Source organism: Phenylobacterium sp., from assembly GCF_044236515.1.
GTDB lineage: Bacteria > Pseudomonadota > Alphaproteobacteria > Caulobacterales > Caulobacteraceae > Phenylobacterium.
Genome location: NZ_JBIIGK010000003.1, coordinates 39555 through 54726 on the forward strand (window position 1 = coordinate 39555; position 15172 = coordinate 54726).

The following is a 15172-nucleotide window of genomic DNA, read 5'->3' on the forward strand; positions in this document are numbered from 1 at the left end:
GGTCCCGCCATGTTCGTCATCGACAGACCGGGCGCGAGCCTTCAGCCGACCCATCGCCGAGCCATTGTCTCGGTGGTCATAGGCGAGGAGTACAAGGCCATCTGGTCGACCATGTCTCAAGCCAGCTGGCAGGCCTACTGCGCGCGTCACGGCTACGACCTGATCATCGTCACCGAACCTCTCGACACCTCGGGCCGCGCCGCCGGCCGCTCGCCCGCCTGGCAGAAGCTGCTGGTCCTGAACGAGCCATGGTCGGCCCTCTACGACCGCATCGTCTGGATCGACGCCGACATCGTCATCTCTCCGACCGCGCCCGACATCGTCGCCGCCTCGCCCGACCCGGCCAAGGTCGGCGTCTGCATCTCCGGCGACCAGATGTCCGAGGCCGACAAGCACGTCTATTTCGAGCGCCTCTACAACATGCAGGTCGATCCTCTGCAGGCCGCCCGCGCCTGGGAGATCCATGAGGCCAACCGCCTGGCCGAGGATGGCATAACCGAAGCCGGCGCGCCGATGCTGAACACCGGCGTCATGGTCCTGACCCCGGCGCTGCACAACGACCTCTTCCTCGAGACCTACGCCCTCGACGGCAAGAGCCGCCTCTATGAACAGCCGCAGCTCTCGTACCAGCTCTGGAAGCGCGGTCTGATCCACCGGCTGTCCGCCCGCTTCAACTGGATCGTCCAGGAGGTTCTGACCCTGCAGTTCCACGAGGCCAGCGCCGTCGCCTCCGAGAAGGACCTCGTCGAGATCGTCGCCTACATGCGCAAGGAACTCGGCCGCTGCTACTTCCTGCACTTCGCCGGCAGCATGACCCTGCTGCGCTACATGGCCGGCCTGGCCCGACAATCCGGCGAAGCCTTCGCCCCCGCTGCCTGAGGCACAGATGAAACGCATCCTCGTCACCGGCGGCGCCGGCTTCATCGGCTCGCACCTATGCGAACGACTGCTTGATCAGGGCCACGAGGTGCTCTGCGTCGACAATTTCTACACCGGCGCGCGGCGCAACGTGGCGCACCTGTTGCAGAACCCGAACTTCGAGCTGATGCGCCACGACGTGACCTTCCCGCTCTTCGTGGAGGTCGACGAGATCTACAACCTGGCCTGCCCGGCCTCGCCGATCCACTACCAGTACGACCCGGTGCAGACGACCAAGACGTCCGTGCACGGCGCGATCAACATGCTGGGCCTCGCGAAGCGGCGGCGCGCCAAGATCTTCCAGGCCTCGACCAGCGAGGTCTACGGCGACCCCACCGTTCATCCGCAGCCGGAAGAATACTGGGGCAACGTCAACCCGATCGGCTTCCGCTCCTGCTACGACGAGGGCAAGCGCTGCGCCGAGACCCTGTTCTTCGACTACCGCCGCCAGCACGGCCTGCGGATCAAGGTGGCGCGGATCTTCAACACCTACGGCCCGCGCATGCACCCGAACGATGGCCGGGTGGTCTCCAACTTCATTGTCCAAGCGCTGAAGGGCGAGCCGATCACCCTCTATGGCGAGGGGACCCAGACCCGCTCGTTCTGCTACGTCGACGACCTGGTCGAAGGCTTCCTGCGCCTGATGGCGACCGGCGACGACGTCACGGGGCCGATCAACCTCGGAAACCCCGGCGAGTTCACCATCCGGGCCCTGGCCGAAAAGGTCGTCGCCCTGACCGGCTCGCGGTCCGCCATCGAATACCGACCCCTGCCGCAGGACGACCCCCAGCAGCGCCAGCCGAACATCGAAAAGGCCAAGGCCGTGCTCGATTGGTCCCCGACCGTCGCCCTCGATGAGGGTCTCACGAAGACCATTGCGTACTTTGACGGTCTCCTCCGCGCCGACGCGGCGTAACCTTTGGCCACATCGCGGAACTTGACGGCGACGCTTTCGTTGCGCTGATCGCCGGGTGCTGCGCCGGTTTGGGGAATCGCAGTCATCACGCACGGGGAAAAGATGCCGCTGACGCTCGACCAGTTTCTGAACTCAGGCGCCGAGCCGGGCCTCGCCCAGCTTATCGCCACCACGGTCGACGCCTGCGCCGGCATCGCGAACCTGGTCCGCCGCGGCGCCGTCGGCGAGATCATGGGCGCGCTCGAGAGCGAGAACGTCCAGGGCGAGGTCCAGAAGAAGCTCGACGTCATTTCCAACGACATGCTGCTGGCCGCCTGCGCGAAGGCGCCGGCCCTGGCCGCCATGGCCTCGGAGGAGATGGACGACGTCCACCCGGTCAGACCGATCGACGCCGAGGCCCGCTACCTGCTGCTGTTCGACCCCCTCGACGGCTCCAGCAACATCGACGTCAACGTCTCGATCGGCACCATCTTCTCGATCCTGCCGGCGAAGGTCGACGCCGCGCGCGACGCCACCGCCGCCGACTTCCTCCAGCCGGGCCGGAACCAGGTCGCCGCCGGCTATGTGGTCTACGGCCCGCAGACGACCCTCGTTCTCACCCTCGGGCAGGGGGTCGCCGCCTTCACCCTGGACCCGGCCTCCGACCAGTGGCTGCAGACCGCGGAAAAGGTCGCTGTCCCGCGTGAGACCAAGGAATTCGCGATCAACGCCTCGAACATGCGCCACTGGGCCCCGCCGGTGCAGCGCTACATCGACGAGTGCCTGGCCGGCGACACCGGCTGCCGGGGCAAGAACTTCAACATGCGCTGGATCGCCTCGATGGTGGCCGACGTCCACCGGATCATGGTCCGCGGCGGGGTCTTCCTCTATCCGTGGGACAAGCGCGAGCCCGACCGCGCCGGTAAACTGCGCCTGATGTACGAGGCCAACCCGATGTCCCTGCTGGTCGAACAGGCCGGCGGCGCGTCCTTCGCCGGGACAGGACGCATGCTCGACATCCAGCCGACCGGGCTGCACCAGCGGGTCTCGGTCATGCTCGGCTCCGCCGCCGAGGTCGAACGCCTCCAGGCCCTGCACGAAGAGGCCCTGGCGACGGCCTGATCAGCCGATCAATACCTTCGCCCTCCGGAACACATCCTCGAACATCGCCGCGGTCAACCGACCGGTGTTCGTGTTCAGCCGCGAGCAGTGGTAGCTGTTCAGCACGACATAGGGTCCGGCCGTGAACTCCGACCCGTGGCCGGGGATCCCCGCCGAGGCCTTCAGGCCGAGCGCCCGCAGCACGTTGCGCCGCGAGACGTCCCCGAGGGTGACGATCACCTTCAGCCGGGGCAGGGCGGCGATCCGCGAGGTCAGGAACGGCCGGCAGTTGGCCTCTTCGCTGGTCTCCGGCTTGTTGCCGGGCGGGGCGCAGCGGACGGCGTTGGTGATCATGCAATCGTGCAGCCGCAGCCCGTCGTCCGGCCGCGCCTGGTAGACGCCGCTGGCGAAGCCGAGCTTGAGCAGGGTCTCGTAGAGCAGCACCCCGGCATAGTCGCCGGTGAACGGCCGGCCGGTGCGGTTCGCCCCCATCCGTCCGGGCGCCAGACCGACCACCAGCAACCGCGCCTGTTCGTCGCCGAACGAGGCCGGAGCGCCGTTGAACCACTCCGGATGCGCCGCGGCATTGGCCGCGCGATAGGCCACCAGCCGCGGGCAGATCGGGCAATCGCGCGGCGGCTCCGGCGGTGCGGCCACGACCTTCGCCTCAGCGCTCGGCATTCGGCCCTCCGCGCGTGTAGGAAAGCGGGGTGCAAGACGTCATCGGCGCGACAATCCCAGCTTTGCAGGCGGACGACGCCGCGGTGGTGGCCCTCGGGTGCAACCTGCCGGGCGGTTACGCCTCGTGCGAGGCGCTGCTGGAGGCGGCCTTGGCGCGGTTGCCCGCCCTTGGCCTGCCGGTCCTGGCGCGCTCGCGCTGGTGGCGTTCGGCCGCCTGGCCCGACCCGATGCAGCCTGAGTACCGCAACGGAATCGCCCTTGTCGAGGCGAGGGGCGAGCCGCAAGCGTTGCTCGACACCCTGCTCGCGCTGGAGGCCGAGCTCGGCCGCGAGCGTGGGGCCCGCAACGCCGCCCGCACGCTCGATCTCGACCTCGTCGCCTTCGGCCGCCGCGTGCTGGACCGCCCGGGCCTGACCCTGCCGCATCCGCGGGCGCACGAGCGGCGGTTCGTCATGGGGCCGCTCGCCGAGGTCGCGCCCGGCTGGCGCCATCCGGTGCTCGACCGCACCGCCCTCGACCTTGCCGCCGCCGCCGCCGTCGGCCCCGACGCCCATCCGACCTGAACACCCGCCTGAAGAAAAAATGTCGGGCCTGTCGGGCGCCTCGCGTCCTAGGCTCGGGGCGCCGCATCGGGGCCCGATGCAAGGAGATTGGCCATGCGCTTCATGATCATCCGCAAGGCGGACCCGGACACCGAGGCCGGGATGGCCCCGACCGAGGAACTCGCCGCCGCCATGATGCAGTACCACGAGGAGATGGGCCGAGAGCTCAAGATCCTCGGCGGCGACGGCCTGCGTCCCAGCCGCGATGGCGCGCGGGTCAGCTTCAAGGGCGGCAAGCCCCTGGTCACGGACGGCCCCTTCGCCGAGACCAAGGAGCTGATCGCCGGCTACACCCTCGTCGAGGCCGACAGCCTCGAACAGGTCCTCGCCTGGGCGCAGCGCTGGCCCGCTCACTGCGACGGCGGCGACCAGCTCCAACTGGAGGTCCGCCGCCTCTACGAGATCGAGGACTTCGGCGACGCCTTCACCCCCGAGCTGAAGGCCCAGCACGATCGGGTGCTCGGCAAGAGATGAGCGTCCTCGACGCGCCCGTCTGGCTCCAGGTCATCGTCGCCGCCGAGTGCTTGGCCCTGGCCTGGCTCACCTTCCGGTTCGGCTTGCCAGGCGTTCTCGTCGGCCTCGCGGCGGCGGGCGCGTCGTGGTTCGTCGTCGCCTTCGGCGCCTCCTGGCTGGTGGGCCGGCTGGAAGGCGCTGGCCCGCTCGGCCCCCGGGACCTGGTCGTCGGCTCCGCCCTGGCCACCCTCCGCCTCGCCGAGGCGGCCGGCCCGGGGCTGGCCCTCGCCGCCGTCGCCGGGCGCCTCGCCCGCCGCATCATCTCCTCGGCCCCCGCGCGGCGGAGAGGATAGGGGGAGGGCTGGCTTGGCCTGCGCCGGGCTTCCGCAGATCGGCCGCACCTCATGCGGCGTTGCACAATCGGGCTCAACCCTCTATTTTCCCCGGTTCTATCCTCCCCCCAGAGAGACTCCATGGCTCGCGTCACCGTCGAAGACTGCATCGAAAAGGTCCCGAACCGCTTCTCGCTCGTGCTGCTGTCGGCGCACCGGGCCCGCGCGGTGTCGGCTGGCGCCCAGATCCTGGTCGACCGCGACAACGACAAGAACCCCGTCGTCGCCCTGCGCGAGATCGCCGAGGACGTGGTCGACGCCGAGGAACTGCGCGAGACGCTGATCGGCACCCTGCAACGCGTCGACGAGCGTTCGGAAGCCGAGGAAGAGGCCGAGACCCTCGCCCTGCTCGCCGATCCAACCCACATGCAGATGAGCGAGCTTGAGCTGGTTCGCGCCCTGCAGAGCGACCGTGACGGCGGTCAGGAGGAGCGGTACTGAGCCCCGACGGCGCAGACCCTCTGATTGCCCCTGCGGCGCCCGAACCCGCCGCACCGACCAAGGACGCCCAGACCAAGGACGCAGGCTCGCCCGCGGCGAAGCCTGCGACTACGCGTCCGAAATTCCTTCGCCAGTTCGAGCTGATCGAGAAGGTCCGCTCCTACGACCCGACCGCCGACGAGGCGCTGCTCAACCGCGCCTACGTCTACGCAATGCGCATGCACGGCGCGCAGAAGCGGGCGTCCGGCGACCCCTACTTCGCCCACCCGATCGAGGTGGCGGGCATCCTCACCGACTACCGGCTCGACACCGAGACCATCGTCACGGCCCTGCTGCATGACGTGATCGAGGACACGCCGGTCACCCGCGCCGAGATCGAACAGCTGTTCGGCGCCGAGATCGGCGAACTGGTCGAGGGGGTCACCAAGCTCTCCAAGCTCGAGCTTTCCTCCGAGCACCTGCGCCAGGCGGAAAACCTGCGCAAGTTCATCCTCGCCATCTCCCGTGACGTCCGCGTCCTGCTGGTGAAGCTGGCCGACCGCCTGCACAACATGCGGACGCTGCACTTCATCAAGAGCCCGGCCAAGCGCGAGCGCATTGCTCGTGAGACGCTGGACATCTATGCGCCGCTGGCCCGTTCGATCGGCGTCAACCGCATCTGTTCGGAGCTGGAGGAGCTCGCCTTCGAGCACCTGAACCCGGTCGCCCGCAACGCCATCTACCGCCGCCTCGAGGTGCTGCGGAAAGAGCAGGGCGGGGCGGTCTCCCTGGTCAGCCAGGAGGTCGCCGACAAGCTGGAGCAGGCGGGAGTCCCGGCCCGGGTCTTCGGACGCGAGAAGCATCCCTATTCGATCTGGCGAAAGCTCCAGCGCAAGTCGATCGGCTTCTCCCAGCTCTCCGACATCTACGCCTTCCGCGTCGTGGTCGATACGGAGGACGATTGTTACCGCGCGCTCGGCGTCATCCACCGCGCCTGGCCCAGCGTGCCCGAGCGGTTCAAGGACTTCATCTCGACGCCGAAGCGGAACAACTACCGCTCCCTGCACACCACCGTCGTCGGCCCCAAGGGCATGCGCATCGAGATGCAGATCCGCACCGAGGCCATGCACCGCGTGGCCGAGGAGGGCGTCGCCGCTCACTGGCGCTACAAGGACCAGTCCTACGGCTTCGACGAAGAGGCCCAGCGCGAAGCCGGCGGTCGCGACCCGCTGGTCAACCTGCGCCACCTCGTCCAGGTGCTCGAGCACGGCGGCGACGTGGAGGAACTGGTCGAGCACGCCAAGCTCGAGATGTTCCTCGACCAGGTCTTCGTCTTCACCCCGAAGGGTCAGCTGGTCAGTCTGCCGAGCGGCGCGATGCCGCTCGACTTCGCCTACGCCGTCCACACCGACATCGGCGACACGTGCATCGGCGTGAAGATCAACGGCGAGCTGCGGCCCCTGCGCACCACCTTGTCGAACGGCGACGTGGTCGAGGTGGTCAGAGGCGGCATGCCGGTGGTGCCCCCTGACTGGCGCTCGCTCACCGTCACCGGCCGGGCGCGTTCCGCCATCCGCCGGCACATCCGCCAGACCGAGAAGGAAGAGTTCACCCGCCTCGGCCGCGCCACTGTCGACCAGACCTTCGCCGCCGCCGGCAAGGCGCTCAAGGACGTCTCCTTGCGACCCGCCCTCGAACGCGTCGCCCTGACGACTGAGGAAGAGCTGTTCGAGGCGGTCGGCCGCGGCCGCATCCTGCCGCCGCAGGTGTTGGAGGCGGTGTTCCCCGGCCTGAAGGCCGCCGAGCGCGAGGCCGCCACCGCCCGCCAGCGCATCGAAGAGGGCAAGGCCGCCAAGCTCTATGTCCGCGGCGGCGGCCTCACCCCGGGCGTAAGCATCCACTTCGGCGAATGCTGCTCGCCGGTGCCGGGCGACCGCATCGTCGGCATCCTGGAGACCGACGGCCGTGGCCTGACGGTCCACACCATCGATTGCGAGCGGCTGGCCGAATACGAAGAGGACGAGACCCTCTGGCGCGACCTGCAGTGGACGCCGGAGGCCGAGCGCAACTCCATTGCCCGCGCCCGGCTGACCGCCACGATTCGCAACGCCCCGGGCGTCCTTGGCCAGGTGTGCACCATCGTCGGCGACGCCGGCGGCAACATCGTTGGCCTCTCGATGCACTACAAGCACGGCGACTTCTTCGACGTCGATTTCGAGGTCGACGTCAATGACGCCCGCCACCTGACCAACATCTCCGCCGCCCTGCGCGCGAACCCCAGCGTCGAGACCGTGGATCGCGTGCGGGGGTAGCTAGCGGCGCCACAAAAAGCCGCCTATTCACATCCCATGAATAGTGAAGACGTCCTCGAAGAATTCCGCGCCGCCGGCGCCCTGCGCGAAGGCCATTTCATCCTGGCCTCCGGCCGGCACTCGCCGATGTTCCTGCAGAAGAACCTCGTCTTCCAGTACGCCGACCGCACCGAGCGCCTCTGCCGCGCCCTGGCCGAGAAGATCGAGGCGCAGTTCGGCAGGCCCGACGTCATCGTCGCCCCAGCCGTCGGCGCGATCATCCCCGGCTACGAAGTCGCCCGCGCCCTTGGCGTGCCGTCGATCTACGTCGAGCGCGAGGAGGGCAAGTTCAGGCTCCGCCGCGCCTTCAAGATCGCCCCGGGCGCCAAGGTCGTCGTCGTCGAGGACGTGATCACCACCGGCGGCTCGTTCCGCGAGGCGGTCGAGCCGATCGAGGCGGCCGGCGGCCAGGTCGTCTGCTGCGCCTGCATCGTCGACCGCTCCGGCGGCCGCGCCGAGGTCGGCTGGCCGCTGGTGGCCCTGGCCACGGTCGACGTGCCCTCCTACGCCACGGACGAGATCCCGCCGGAACTTGCCGCCCTGCCGCCGGAGGAGCCGGGCTCCAAGAGGCTCGGCAAATGAGCCGCCTGCGGCTAGGCGTCAACATCGACCACGTCGCCACGGTGCGGAACGCCCGCGGCGAGGGATATCCCGATCCGGTCCGCGCCGCTGAGGCCGCCCTGGCCGTCGGCGCTGACGGCATCACCGCCCACCTGCGCGAAGACCGCCGTCACATCTCCGACGCCGACATCGACGCCTTGGCCGCCATCTGTCGCCGCCGGGGCCGGCCGCTCAACTTCGAGTGCGCCGTCACGCCGGAGATGGAATCCATCGCGCTCGCCCACCGCCCGCACGCCGCCTGCCTGGTCCCGGAGCGGCGTGAAGAGCGCACCACCGAAGGCGGTCTCGACGTGGTCCGTGGCCAGGCCACGATCGCGCCCGTCGTCGCCCGCATGACCGAGGCCGGCATCCGCGTCTCCTGTTTCATCGAACCCGACGCGGCCCAGGTTGCCGCCGCCCGGGCCGTCGGCGCCCAGGTCGTCGAGCTACACACCGGCGCCTACTGCCAGGCCGTGCGCGAGGGCCAGCCTGGGGCCGCCGCCATCCTCGAGCGCCTGAAGACGGCCGCCGCCGAGGCCCACTGCCTCGGCCTGGAGGTCCACGCGGGCCACGGCATCGACTACGAGACGGTCAAGCCGGTCGCCGCCATCCCCGAATTGCGCGAGCTCAACATCGGCCACTTTCTGATCGGCGAGGCCATCTTCATCGGCCTCGGCCCCGCCATCCAGCGGATGCGCGAGCTGATGGATGAGGCGCGCGGGGCGTGATTCTCGGCATCGGCTCCGACCTGTCCGACATCCGCCGCATCCAGGCCAGCCTCGACCGCTTCGGCGACCGGTTCCGCGAACGGGTCTTCACCGACCTCGAGCGCCGCAAGGCCGAGCGCAAGCAGGACCCGGCCTCGACCTACGCCAAGCGCTTCGCCGCCAAGGAAGCCTGCGCCAAGGCGCTCGGCACCGGCATGCGGGCGGGCGTCTTCTGGCGCGACATGGGGGTGGTGAACCTGCCCTCCGGCCAACCGACCCTGGCCCTCACCGGCGGCGCGCTGGCGCGGCTCCAGGCGATGACCCCGCCCGGCATGGCGGCGCACATCCATCTGTCGCTGACCGATGACCATCCCTACGCCCAGGCCTTCGTGATCATCGAGGCGCTCCCCGCGCCCGCCGCTTGACCTTGCCGCGTGACACCGAGTTCACGGGCGCCAACCTTGCCGATGGTCTATGCAGCGCGTAACCAAGGCCACCCCAAGGGCCTGGCAGGCCCAACCTAGGGACGACCATGAGCGAGAACGTGCAGGCCCATAATCCTGAGAAGACCGGCGCACTCGCCGAGACCGTCGAGGTCATCAAGACGGTCGTCTATGCCCTGCTTATCGCGCTCGTCCTGCGCGTTCTGTTCTTCCAGCCCTTCACCATCCCGTCGGCATCGATGGAGCCGAACCTCTACGAGGGCGACTACATCATCGTCTCGAAGTACTCCTACGGTTACTCGCGACACTCCGCGCCTTTCAGCCCGCCCCTGTTCGAGGGCCGGATCCTGGAGCGCAAGGCCCAGCGCGGCGACGTCGTGGTCTTCAAGCTGCCGAGCGACGGTCGCACCGACTACATCAAGCGCGTCGTCGGCCTGCCGGGCGACCGGATCCAGATGCAGAACGGCCTGCTGTACCTCAACGGCCAGCAAGTGAAGCGCGACAAGGTCGGCAACTACCGTGAGGACTCCGGCTTCGGCTTCGCCCGGGACATCGTCCGCTACCGCGAAACCCTGCCCGGCGGCCGCACCTACCTGACCGACGACTTCGGCCCGGCCCACGACCTCGACCAGACCGAGGTCTACGTCGTCCCGGAAGGCCACTACTTCATGATGGGCGACAACCGCGACAACTCGCAGGACAGCCGCGTGCCGATGGAGGCCGGCGGCGTCGGCTACGTGCCGGCCGAGAACCTCGTCGGCAAGGCGCAGATCATCCTCCTGTCCTGGCACCGCGGCGCTTCGATCTTCAAGCCATGGACCTGGGTGTTGTCCGCCCGCCCGAGCCGCTTCTTCCATCCGCTGAAGTAGCATGAACGCCCGCAACGCCGCGGTCGCCGAGCTCGAGGAACTCGTCGGCTACACCTTCCGCGACCGCGACCTGCTGGAACGCGCGCTGACCCACGCCAGTGTCGGCGACGGCGCCAGGTCGGTGCGTCACAACGAGCGGCTGGAATTCCTCGGCGACCGGGTCCTGAACCTGTGCGCCGCCGAACGGCTGATGGCCCTCGATCCCGACGCGCGGGAAGGCGAAATGAGCCGTCTCCTCGCCAGCCTGGTGAACTACCATGCCTGCGCCAGGGCGGCGAAGCGGTGCGGCTTGCCCGACGCTCTGCGGATGAGCGCCTCCGCCACCAAGGTCGGGGCCCGCACCTCCGACGCCGTACTCGGCGACGCCTGCGAGGCGCTAATCGCCGCCCTCTATATCGACGGCGGCCTGGAATGCGCCCGGGCCTTTTTCCTGCGTTTCTGGGACGAGGAGTTCGCACGCCTCGACGAGCCGCGCTCCAAGGACCCCAAGACCCAGCTCCAGGAGTGGGCGCAGGGGCAAGGGCTGCCCCTTCCGCGCTATGCCGTGGTTTCGCGCGATGGGCCGGATCATGCGCCCTGTTTCACCGTTTCGGTTGAGGTCGAGGGCTTTGCGCCGGAACACGGCGAGGGCCGCTCGCGCCAGGACGCTGAAAAGGCCGCCGCCCAGATGATGCTGCTCAAGCGCGAGGGCCCCGAGCCCGTCGGAGACGATCATTGACCACCCGCGCCGGCTTCTGCGCGATCATCGGCGCGCCCAATGCGGGCAAGTCGACCCTGACCAACCGGCTCGTCGGGGCCAAGGTCTCGATCGTCACCCAGAAGGTGCAGACCACCCGCTTCCCGGTGCGCGGCGTCGCCATGGCCGGCCAGACCCAGATCGTCCTCGTCGACACCCCTGGCATCTTCCAGCCCCGCCGCCGTCTGGACCGCGCCATGGTCCGCGCCGCCTGGGGTGGGACCGAGGACGCCGACGCCGTCGTCCACCTCGTCGACGCCGCCTCCGAACTCGCCGCCGCGACTCCCGAGGGCAAGCCCGCCGACCGTCGGGCGGCGCAGGACGTCGAGTCCATCGTCGAGGGCCTCAAGGCCGCCGGCCGCAAGGTCATCCTCGCCCTCAACAAGATTGACGAGGTCAAGCGCGAGAGTCTCCTCGCTCTGTCACAAAAGCTCTTTGAAACCGGCGTTTACGAGGAAGTCTTCATGATTTCCGCCGCCAACGGCTCCGGCGTCGAAGACCTCCGCGAACGCATCGCCGCCCTGATGCCGGAGGGCCCCTGGCTCTACCCCGAGGATCAGACCGCCGACCTCCCGGCCCGCCTCCTCGCCGCCGAGATCACCCGCGAGAAGGTCTATCTGCGCGTGCATGAGGAACTGCCCTATTCCGCCGCCGTCGAGACCACCAAGTTTGAGGAACGCAAGGACGGCTCGGCCCGTATCGAGCAGACCATCTACGTCGAGCGTGAAAGCCAGCGCCCCATCATCCTCGGCAAGGGCGGCCAGACCCTGAAGTGGATCGGCCAGAAATCCCGCGAGGAGCTGAACGTCATCTTCGACCGCCCCGTGCACCTCTTCCTGCACGTCCAGGTCGACGAACGATGGGCCGACAAGCGCGAGTTCTACGGCGACATCGGTCTCGACTACGACGCCTGACGCCCTGTTCCGGGGGTGCTAAGCCATCCCCATGGAATTCGAGGACGACGCCTTCGTGCTCTCCGCCCGCGCTCACGGCGAGTCGGGGGCGATCGTCGAGCTCCTCACCCAGCATCACGGCCGCTGGGCCGCCCACGTCGCGGGCGGCGGCTCGCGGCGCATCAAGCCCTTCCTCCAGCCGGGCGCCCAGGTTGTCGCCCGCTACCGCGCCCGGGTTTCCGACCAGCTGGGTTCGGCCAGCCTGGAGCCGGTGGGCGAGGGGCCGGCCGCGCTCTTCGACGACCGCATAGCCCTCGCCGGCCTCGCCGCCGCCGCCGCCGTCGCCGCCGGCGCCCTGCCCGAGCGCGAGCCCCACCCCGGCGCCTACCTCGCCTTTGAAGCCCTGACCCAGGCCCTGGTCCATCCGGACATCTGGCCGGCTGTGTTTGTCCGCTTCGAGGCTGGCCTGCTGCAGGACCTTGGCTTCGGCCTCGACCTCTCGAAATGCGCCGCCACGGGCGCCACCGACGACCTGGTCTACGTCAGCCCCCGCACCGGCCGCGCCGTCAGCCGGGCGGCCGGCGAGCCCTACAAGGACCGCATGCTCACCCTCCCGCCCTTCCTGCTCGGCGCCCAGGCGGGCCTGCGCGAAGGCGACGTGAAAGCCGGCCTCGACCTAACCGGCCACTTCCTCGAGGCCTTCATCTTCGGCCCCCTCAACCGCCCCCTGCCGCCCGCCCGCCTGTGGCTCGTCGACCGCCTGAGCGAGGCGGGGCGCTTGTGACCGAAGCCGAGATCGACCGCATCGGCGCCGGCCTGCGCGACCGGACCCTGCCCAAGGGCGAGTGGACCCATGCCGCCCATTTCGCCGCCGCCGTCTGGCTCATCACCCATCCCGACCTCGTCGCCGAGCGCGACATGCCGGGCCTGATCCGCGCCTACAACGAGGCCACCGGCGGCGTGAACTCCGACACCGAGGGCTATCACGAGACGATCACCCAGGCATCGATCCGCGCCGCTCGCGCCTGGCTGGCGGCTCGCCCGCGCCTGAGCCGCGCCGAGGCGCTGGAAGCGCTTCTCGCCGGGCCGTTCGGCCGATCCGACTGGCTGCTCGCCCACTGGTCCCGCACCCGGCTGTTCAGCGTCGAGGCCCGACGCGGCTGGCTGGATCCGGACCTTTCGCCGCTTCCGTTCTGATCGGCATTCCCGCTGCTTCACGCTAAGCTCGACGCGTCCAATCGAAGTTGATTCCGCCTATGCCCCTCGACATCCCGCCCGGCTCCGACGACGCACCCGGCCCCGGCTCCGACCGCATCATCGACGAGCCGCTGTCCGAGGCGCTGTCGCGGCGCTATCTCGCCTATGCGCTCAGCGTCATCACCGACCGCGCCCTGCCGGACGTCCGCGACGGGCTGAAGCCGGTCCAGCGCCGGGTGCTCTACGCCATGCGCGAGATGCGCCTGAACCCCGAGGCCGCGGCCCGCAAGTGCGCCAAGGTCGTCGGCGAGGTGATGGGCGGCTATCACCCGCACGGCGACCAATCGATCTACGACACCCTGGTCCGCATGGCTCAGGCCTTCGCCCAGCGCTATCCCCAGGTCGACGGCCAGGGCAACTTCGGCAACATCGACGGCGATAACCCGGCCGCCATGCGCTACACCGAGGCCAAGCTGACGGTGGCGGCCATGCTGCTGCTCGACGGCATCGACGAGGACGCCGTCGACTTCAAGCCGACCTACGACGGCGCCGACGAGGAGCCGGTGGTCCTGCCAACCGGCTTTCCCAATCTCCTGGCCAATGGCTCGACGGGCATCGCCGTCGGCATGGCGACCTCGATCCCCCCGCACAACGCCGGCGAGCTGATCGACGCCTGCCTGCTGCTGCTCGACAGGCCAGAGTCTTCGGTCGAGGCGCTGATGGCGCACGTCCATGGCCCGGACTTCCCCACCGGCGGCGTCATCGTCGAACCGCGGGCCAGCCTCCAGGAGACCTACGAAACCGGCCGCGGGGGCATCCGCGTCCGCGCCCGCTGGGAGAAGGAGGACCTCGGCAAGGGGACCTATCAGATCGTCGTCACCGAGGTGCCTTACCAGGTCAAGAAAGCCGATCTCGTCGAACAACTGGCCGGCCTGATCGACGCCAAGAAGGCGCCGCTGCTCGGCGACGTGCGCGACGAGAGCGCCGAGGACGTTCGCCTGGTGCTGGAGCCCAAGAGCCGCAACGTCGAGCCGGAAGTGCTGATGGAGAGCCTGTTCAAGCTCTCCGACCTCGAGACCCGTTTCAGCGTCAACCTGAACGTCCTCGACGCCCGCGGCACCCCGGGCGTGATGAACCTCAAGCAGGCGCTGCAGGCCTTCCTCGACCACCGGCGCGAGGTCCTGGTCCGCCGCGCCCGCCACCGCCTGGCCAAGATCGAGGCCCGGCTGCACATCCTCGACGGCCTCTTGATCGCCTACCTCAATCTCGACGAGGTGATCCGCATCGTCCGCTATGAAGACGAGCCGAAGGCCAAGCTGATCGAGGCCTTCGCCCTCACCGAGATTCAGGCCGAGGCCATCCTCAACACCCGCCTGCGCCAGCTCGCCCGCCTGGAGGAGATGGAGCTGCGCCGCGAGCACGCCGAACTGGCCGAGGAGCGCGACGGCATCCAGGCCATGCTCGCCTCCGACAAGGCGCAGTGGAAACTCGTCGGCCAGGGCCTGAAGGACACCAAGGTTCAGCTTGGCAAGCTCAACGACCGCCGCACGATCTTCGCGGACGCGCCGCAGGTCGACGCCGACGCCGCCATCGAGGCGATGATCGTCCGCGAGCCGATCACCGTCATCCTCTCCGAGCGCGGTTGGATCCGCGCCGCCAAGGGCCGTGTCGAGGATCCCTCGGAGCTGAAGTTCAAGGAGGGCGACAAGCTCGCCTTCCTGGTCCCGGCGGAGACCACCGACAAGCTGCTGATCTTCGCCTCCGACGGCCGGTTCTTCACCCTCGGCTGCGACAAGCTGCCGGGCGCCCGCGGCCACGGCGAGCCGCTGCGCCTGATGATCGACCTCGACGACAAGGTCGGCATCATCGACGTCTTCCCGCACAAGCCGGGCGTCAAACGCCTGCTGGCTTCGA

18 protein-coding genes are annotated in these 15172 nt (G+C 69.1%); 17 read left to right on the forward strand and 1 reads right to left on the reverse strand.

Going from position 1 to position 15172, the window contains the following annotated elements:
• The first annotated feature begins 9 nt into the window (after positions 1 to 9).
• The 3 genes from ACILRF_RS00750 (at position 10) to ACILRF_RS00760 (ending at position 2935) form a co-directional block, all read left to right on the forward strand.
• Positions 10 to 879 (forward strand): hypothetical protein, encoded by an 870-nt coding sequence (locus ACILRF_RS00750; protein ID WP_395670347.1) that lies wholly within the window; start codon positions 10 to 12, stop codon positions 877 to 879.
• Between the two features lie 7 nt (positions 880 to 886).
• Positions 887 to 1834 (forward strand): UDP-glucuronic acid decarboxylase family protein, encoded by a 948-nt coding sequence (locus tag ACILRF_RS00755; protein WP_395670348.1) that lies wholly within the window; start codon positions 887 to 889, stop codon positions 1832 to 1834.
• A gap of 102 nt (positions 1835 to 1936) precedes the next feature.
• Positions 1937 to 2935 (forward strand): class 1 fructose-bisphosphatase, encoded by a 999-nt coding sequence (locus tag ACILRF_RS00760; protein ID WP_395670349.1) that lies wholly within the window; start codon positions 1937 to 1939, stop codon positions 2933 to 2935.
• Here ACILRF_RS00760 and ACILRF_RS00765 read toward each other — a convergent pair whose 3' ends face one another.
• Entirely contained in the window at positions 2936 to 3595 is a 660-nt protein-coding gene (locus tag ACILRF_RS00765; RefSeq protein WP_395670350.1) for a uracil-DNA glycosylase, read from the reverse strand.
• 29 nt (positions 3596 to 3624) lie between these two features.
• Here ACILRF_RS00765 and folK point away from each other — a divergent pair, with 29 nt between their 5' ends.
• The 14 genes from folK to parC form a co-directional block, all read left to right on the forward strand.
• A complete protein-coding gene (folK, locus tag ACILRF_RS00770; RefSeq protein WP_395670351.1) occupies positions 3625 to 4158 on the forward strand; it encodes a 2-amino-4-hydroxy-6-hydroxymethyldihydropteridine diphosphokinase in 534 nt (177 codons plus the stop codon).
• 93 nt (positions 4159 to 4251) lie between these two features.
• Complete coding sequence (locus tag ACILRF_RS00775) at positions 4252 to 4671, forward strand: YciI family protein (protein ID WP_395670352.1); 420 nt, start codon at positions 4252 to 4254, stop codon at positions 4669 to 4671.
• A complete protein-coding gene (locus ACILRF_RS00780; RefSeq protein ID WP_395670353.1) occupies positions 4668 to 5003 on the forward strand; it encodes a hypothetical protein in 336 nt (111 codons plus the stop codon). Before ACILRF_RS00775 ends, ACILRF_RS00780 begins: the two co-directional genes overlap by 4 nt.
• 120 nt (positions 5004 to 5123) lie before the next feature.
• The gene (gene rpoZ / locus ACILRF_RS00785) at positions 5124 to 5483 is read left to right on the forward strand and encodes a DNA-directed RNA polymerase subunit omega (RefSeq protein WP_395670354.1); all 360 of its coding nucleotides are present in this window, start codon (positions 5124 to 5126) and stop codon (positions 5481 to 5483) included.
• A gap of 140 nt (positions 5484 to 5623) precedes the next feature.
• Positions 5624 to 7774 carry a RelA/SpoT family protein gene (locus ACILRF_RS00790; protein ID WP_395670364.1) on the forward strand — a complete coding sequence of 717 codons (2151 nt, stop codon included), beginning with the start codon at positions 5624 to 5626 and terminating at the stop codon, positions 7772 to 7774.
• A gap of 36 nt (positions 7775 to 7810) precedes the next feature.
• Positions 7811 to 8395 (forward strand): orotate phosphoribosyltransferase, encoded by a 585-nt coding sequence (pyrE, locus tag ACILRF_RS00795; protein WP_395670355.1) that lies wholly within the window; start codon positions 7811 to 7813, stop codon positions 8393 to 8395.
• Positions 8392 to 9141, forward strand: coding sequence for a pyridoxine 5'-phosphate synthase (locus ACILRF_RS00800; RefSeq protein ID WP_395670356.1), 750 nt, complete (start codon positions 8392 to 8394; stop codon positions 9139 to 9141). The genes pyrE and ACILRF_RS00800 overlap by 4 nt, the downstream gene beginning before the upstream one ends.
• Positions 9138 to 9545, forward strand: coding sequence for a holo-ACP synthase (gene acpS, locus ACILRF_RS00805; RefSeq protein WP_395670357.1), 408 nt, complete (start codon positions 9138 to 9140; stop codon positions 9543 to 9545). The genes ACILRF_RS00800 and acpS overlap by 4 nt, the downstream gene beginning before the upstream one ends.
• Before the next feature lie 107 nt (positions 9546 to 9652).
• A complete protein-coding gene (lepB, locus tag ACILRF_RS00810) occupies positions 9653 to 10432 on the forward strand; it encodes a signal peptidase I (RefSeq protein ID WP_395670358.1) in 780 nt (259 codons plus the stop codon).
• 1 nt (position 10433) lies between these two features.
• Positions 10434 to 11150, forward strand: coding sequence for a ribonuclease III (rnc, locus tag ACILRF_RS00815; protein ID WP_395670359.1), 717 nt, complete (start codon positions 10434 to 10436; stop codon positions 11148 to 11150).
• Positions 11147 to 12082: a GTPase Era gene (gene era / locus ACILRF_RS00820; RefSeq protein WP_395670360.1), complete on the forward strand. Its 936-nt coding sequence runs from the start codon at positions 11147 to 11149 to the stop codon at positions 12080 to 12082. Before rnc ends, era begins: the two co-directional genes overlap by 4 nt.
• Before the next feature lie 31 nt (positions 12083 to 12113).
• Positions 12114 to 12845, forward strand: coding sequence for a DNA repair protein RecO (gene recO, locus ACILRF_RS00825; protein ID WP_395670361.1), 732 nt, complete (start codon positions 12114 to 12116; stop codon positions 12843 to 12845).
• Positions 12842 to 13258: a hypothetical protein gene (locus ACILRF_RS00830; protein ID WP_395670362.1), complete on the forward strand. Its 417-nt coding sequence runs from the start codon at positions 12842 to 12844 to the stop codon at positions 13256 to 13258. Before recO ends, ACILRF_RS00830 begins: the two co-directional genes overlap by 4 nt.
• Before the next feature lie 59 nt (positions 13259 to 13317).
• Positions 13318 to 15172, forward strand: a 1855-nt coding sequence (gene parC / locus ACILRF_RS00835) for a DNA topoisomerase IV subunit A (protein WP_395670363.1), incomplete at its 3' end; no start/stop codon positions are given.

Coding starts and splice junctions, on each gene's coding strand:
- ACILRF_RS00780 (WP_395670353.1), top strand. CDS start 4,668: ATGAGCGTCCTCGACGCGCCCGTCTGGCTCCAGGTCATCGTCGCCGCC.
- lepB (WP_395670358.1), top strand. CDS start 9,653: ATGAGCGAGAACGTGCAGGCCCATAATCCTGAGAAGACCGGCGCACTC.
- pyrE (WP_395670355.1), top strand. CDS start 7,811: ATGAATAGTGAAGACGTCCTCGAAGAATTCCGCGCCGCCGGCGCCCTG.
- ACILRF_RS00775 (WP_395670352.1), top strand. CDS start 4,252: ATGCGCTTCATGATCATCCGCAAGGCGGACCCGGACACCGAGGCCGGG.
- ACILRF_RS00800 (WP_395670356.1), top strand. CDS start 8,392: ATGAGCCGCCTGCGGCTAGGCGTCAACATCGACCACGTCGCCACGGTG.
- rnc (WP_395670359.1), top strand. CDS start 10,434: ATGAACGCCCGCAACGCCGCGGTCGCCGAGCTCGAGGAACTCGTCGGC.
- rpoZ (WP_395670354.1), top strand. CDS start 5,124: ATGGCTCGCGTCACCGTCGAAGACTGCATCGAAAAGGTCCCGAACCGC.
- ACILRF_RS00765 (WP_395670350.1), bottom strand. CDS start 3,595: ATGCCGAGCGCTGAGGCGAAGGTCGTGGCCGCACCGCCGGAGCCGCCG.
- ACILRF_RS00750 (WP_395670347.1), top strand. CDS start 10: ATGTTCGTCATCGACAGACCGGGCGCGAGCCTTCAGCCGACCCATCGC.
- ACILRF_RS00760 (WP_395670349.1), top strand. CDS start 1,937: ATGCCGCTGACGCTCGACCAGTTTCTGAACTCAGGCGCCGAGCCGGGC.
- ACILRF_RS00755 (WP_395670348.1), top strand. CDS start 887: ATGAAACGCATCCTCGTCACCGGCGGCGCCGGCTTCATCGGCTCGCAC.
- recO (WP_395670361.1), top strand. CDS start 12,114: ATGGAATTCGAGGACGACGCCTTCGTGCTCTCCGCCCGCGCTCACGGC.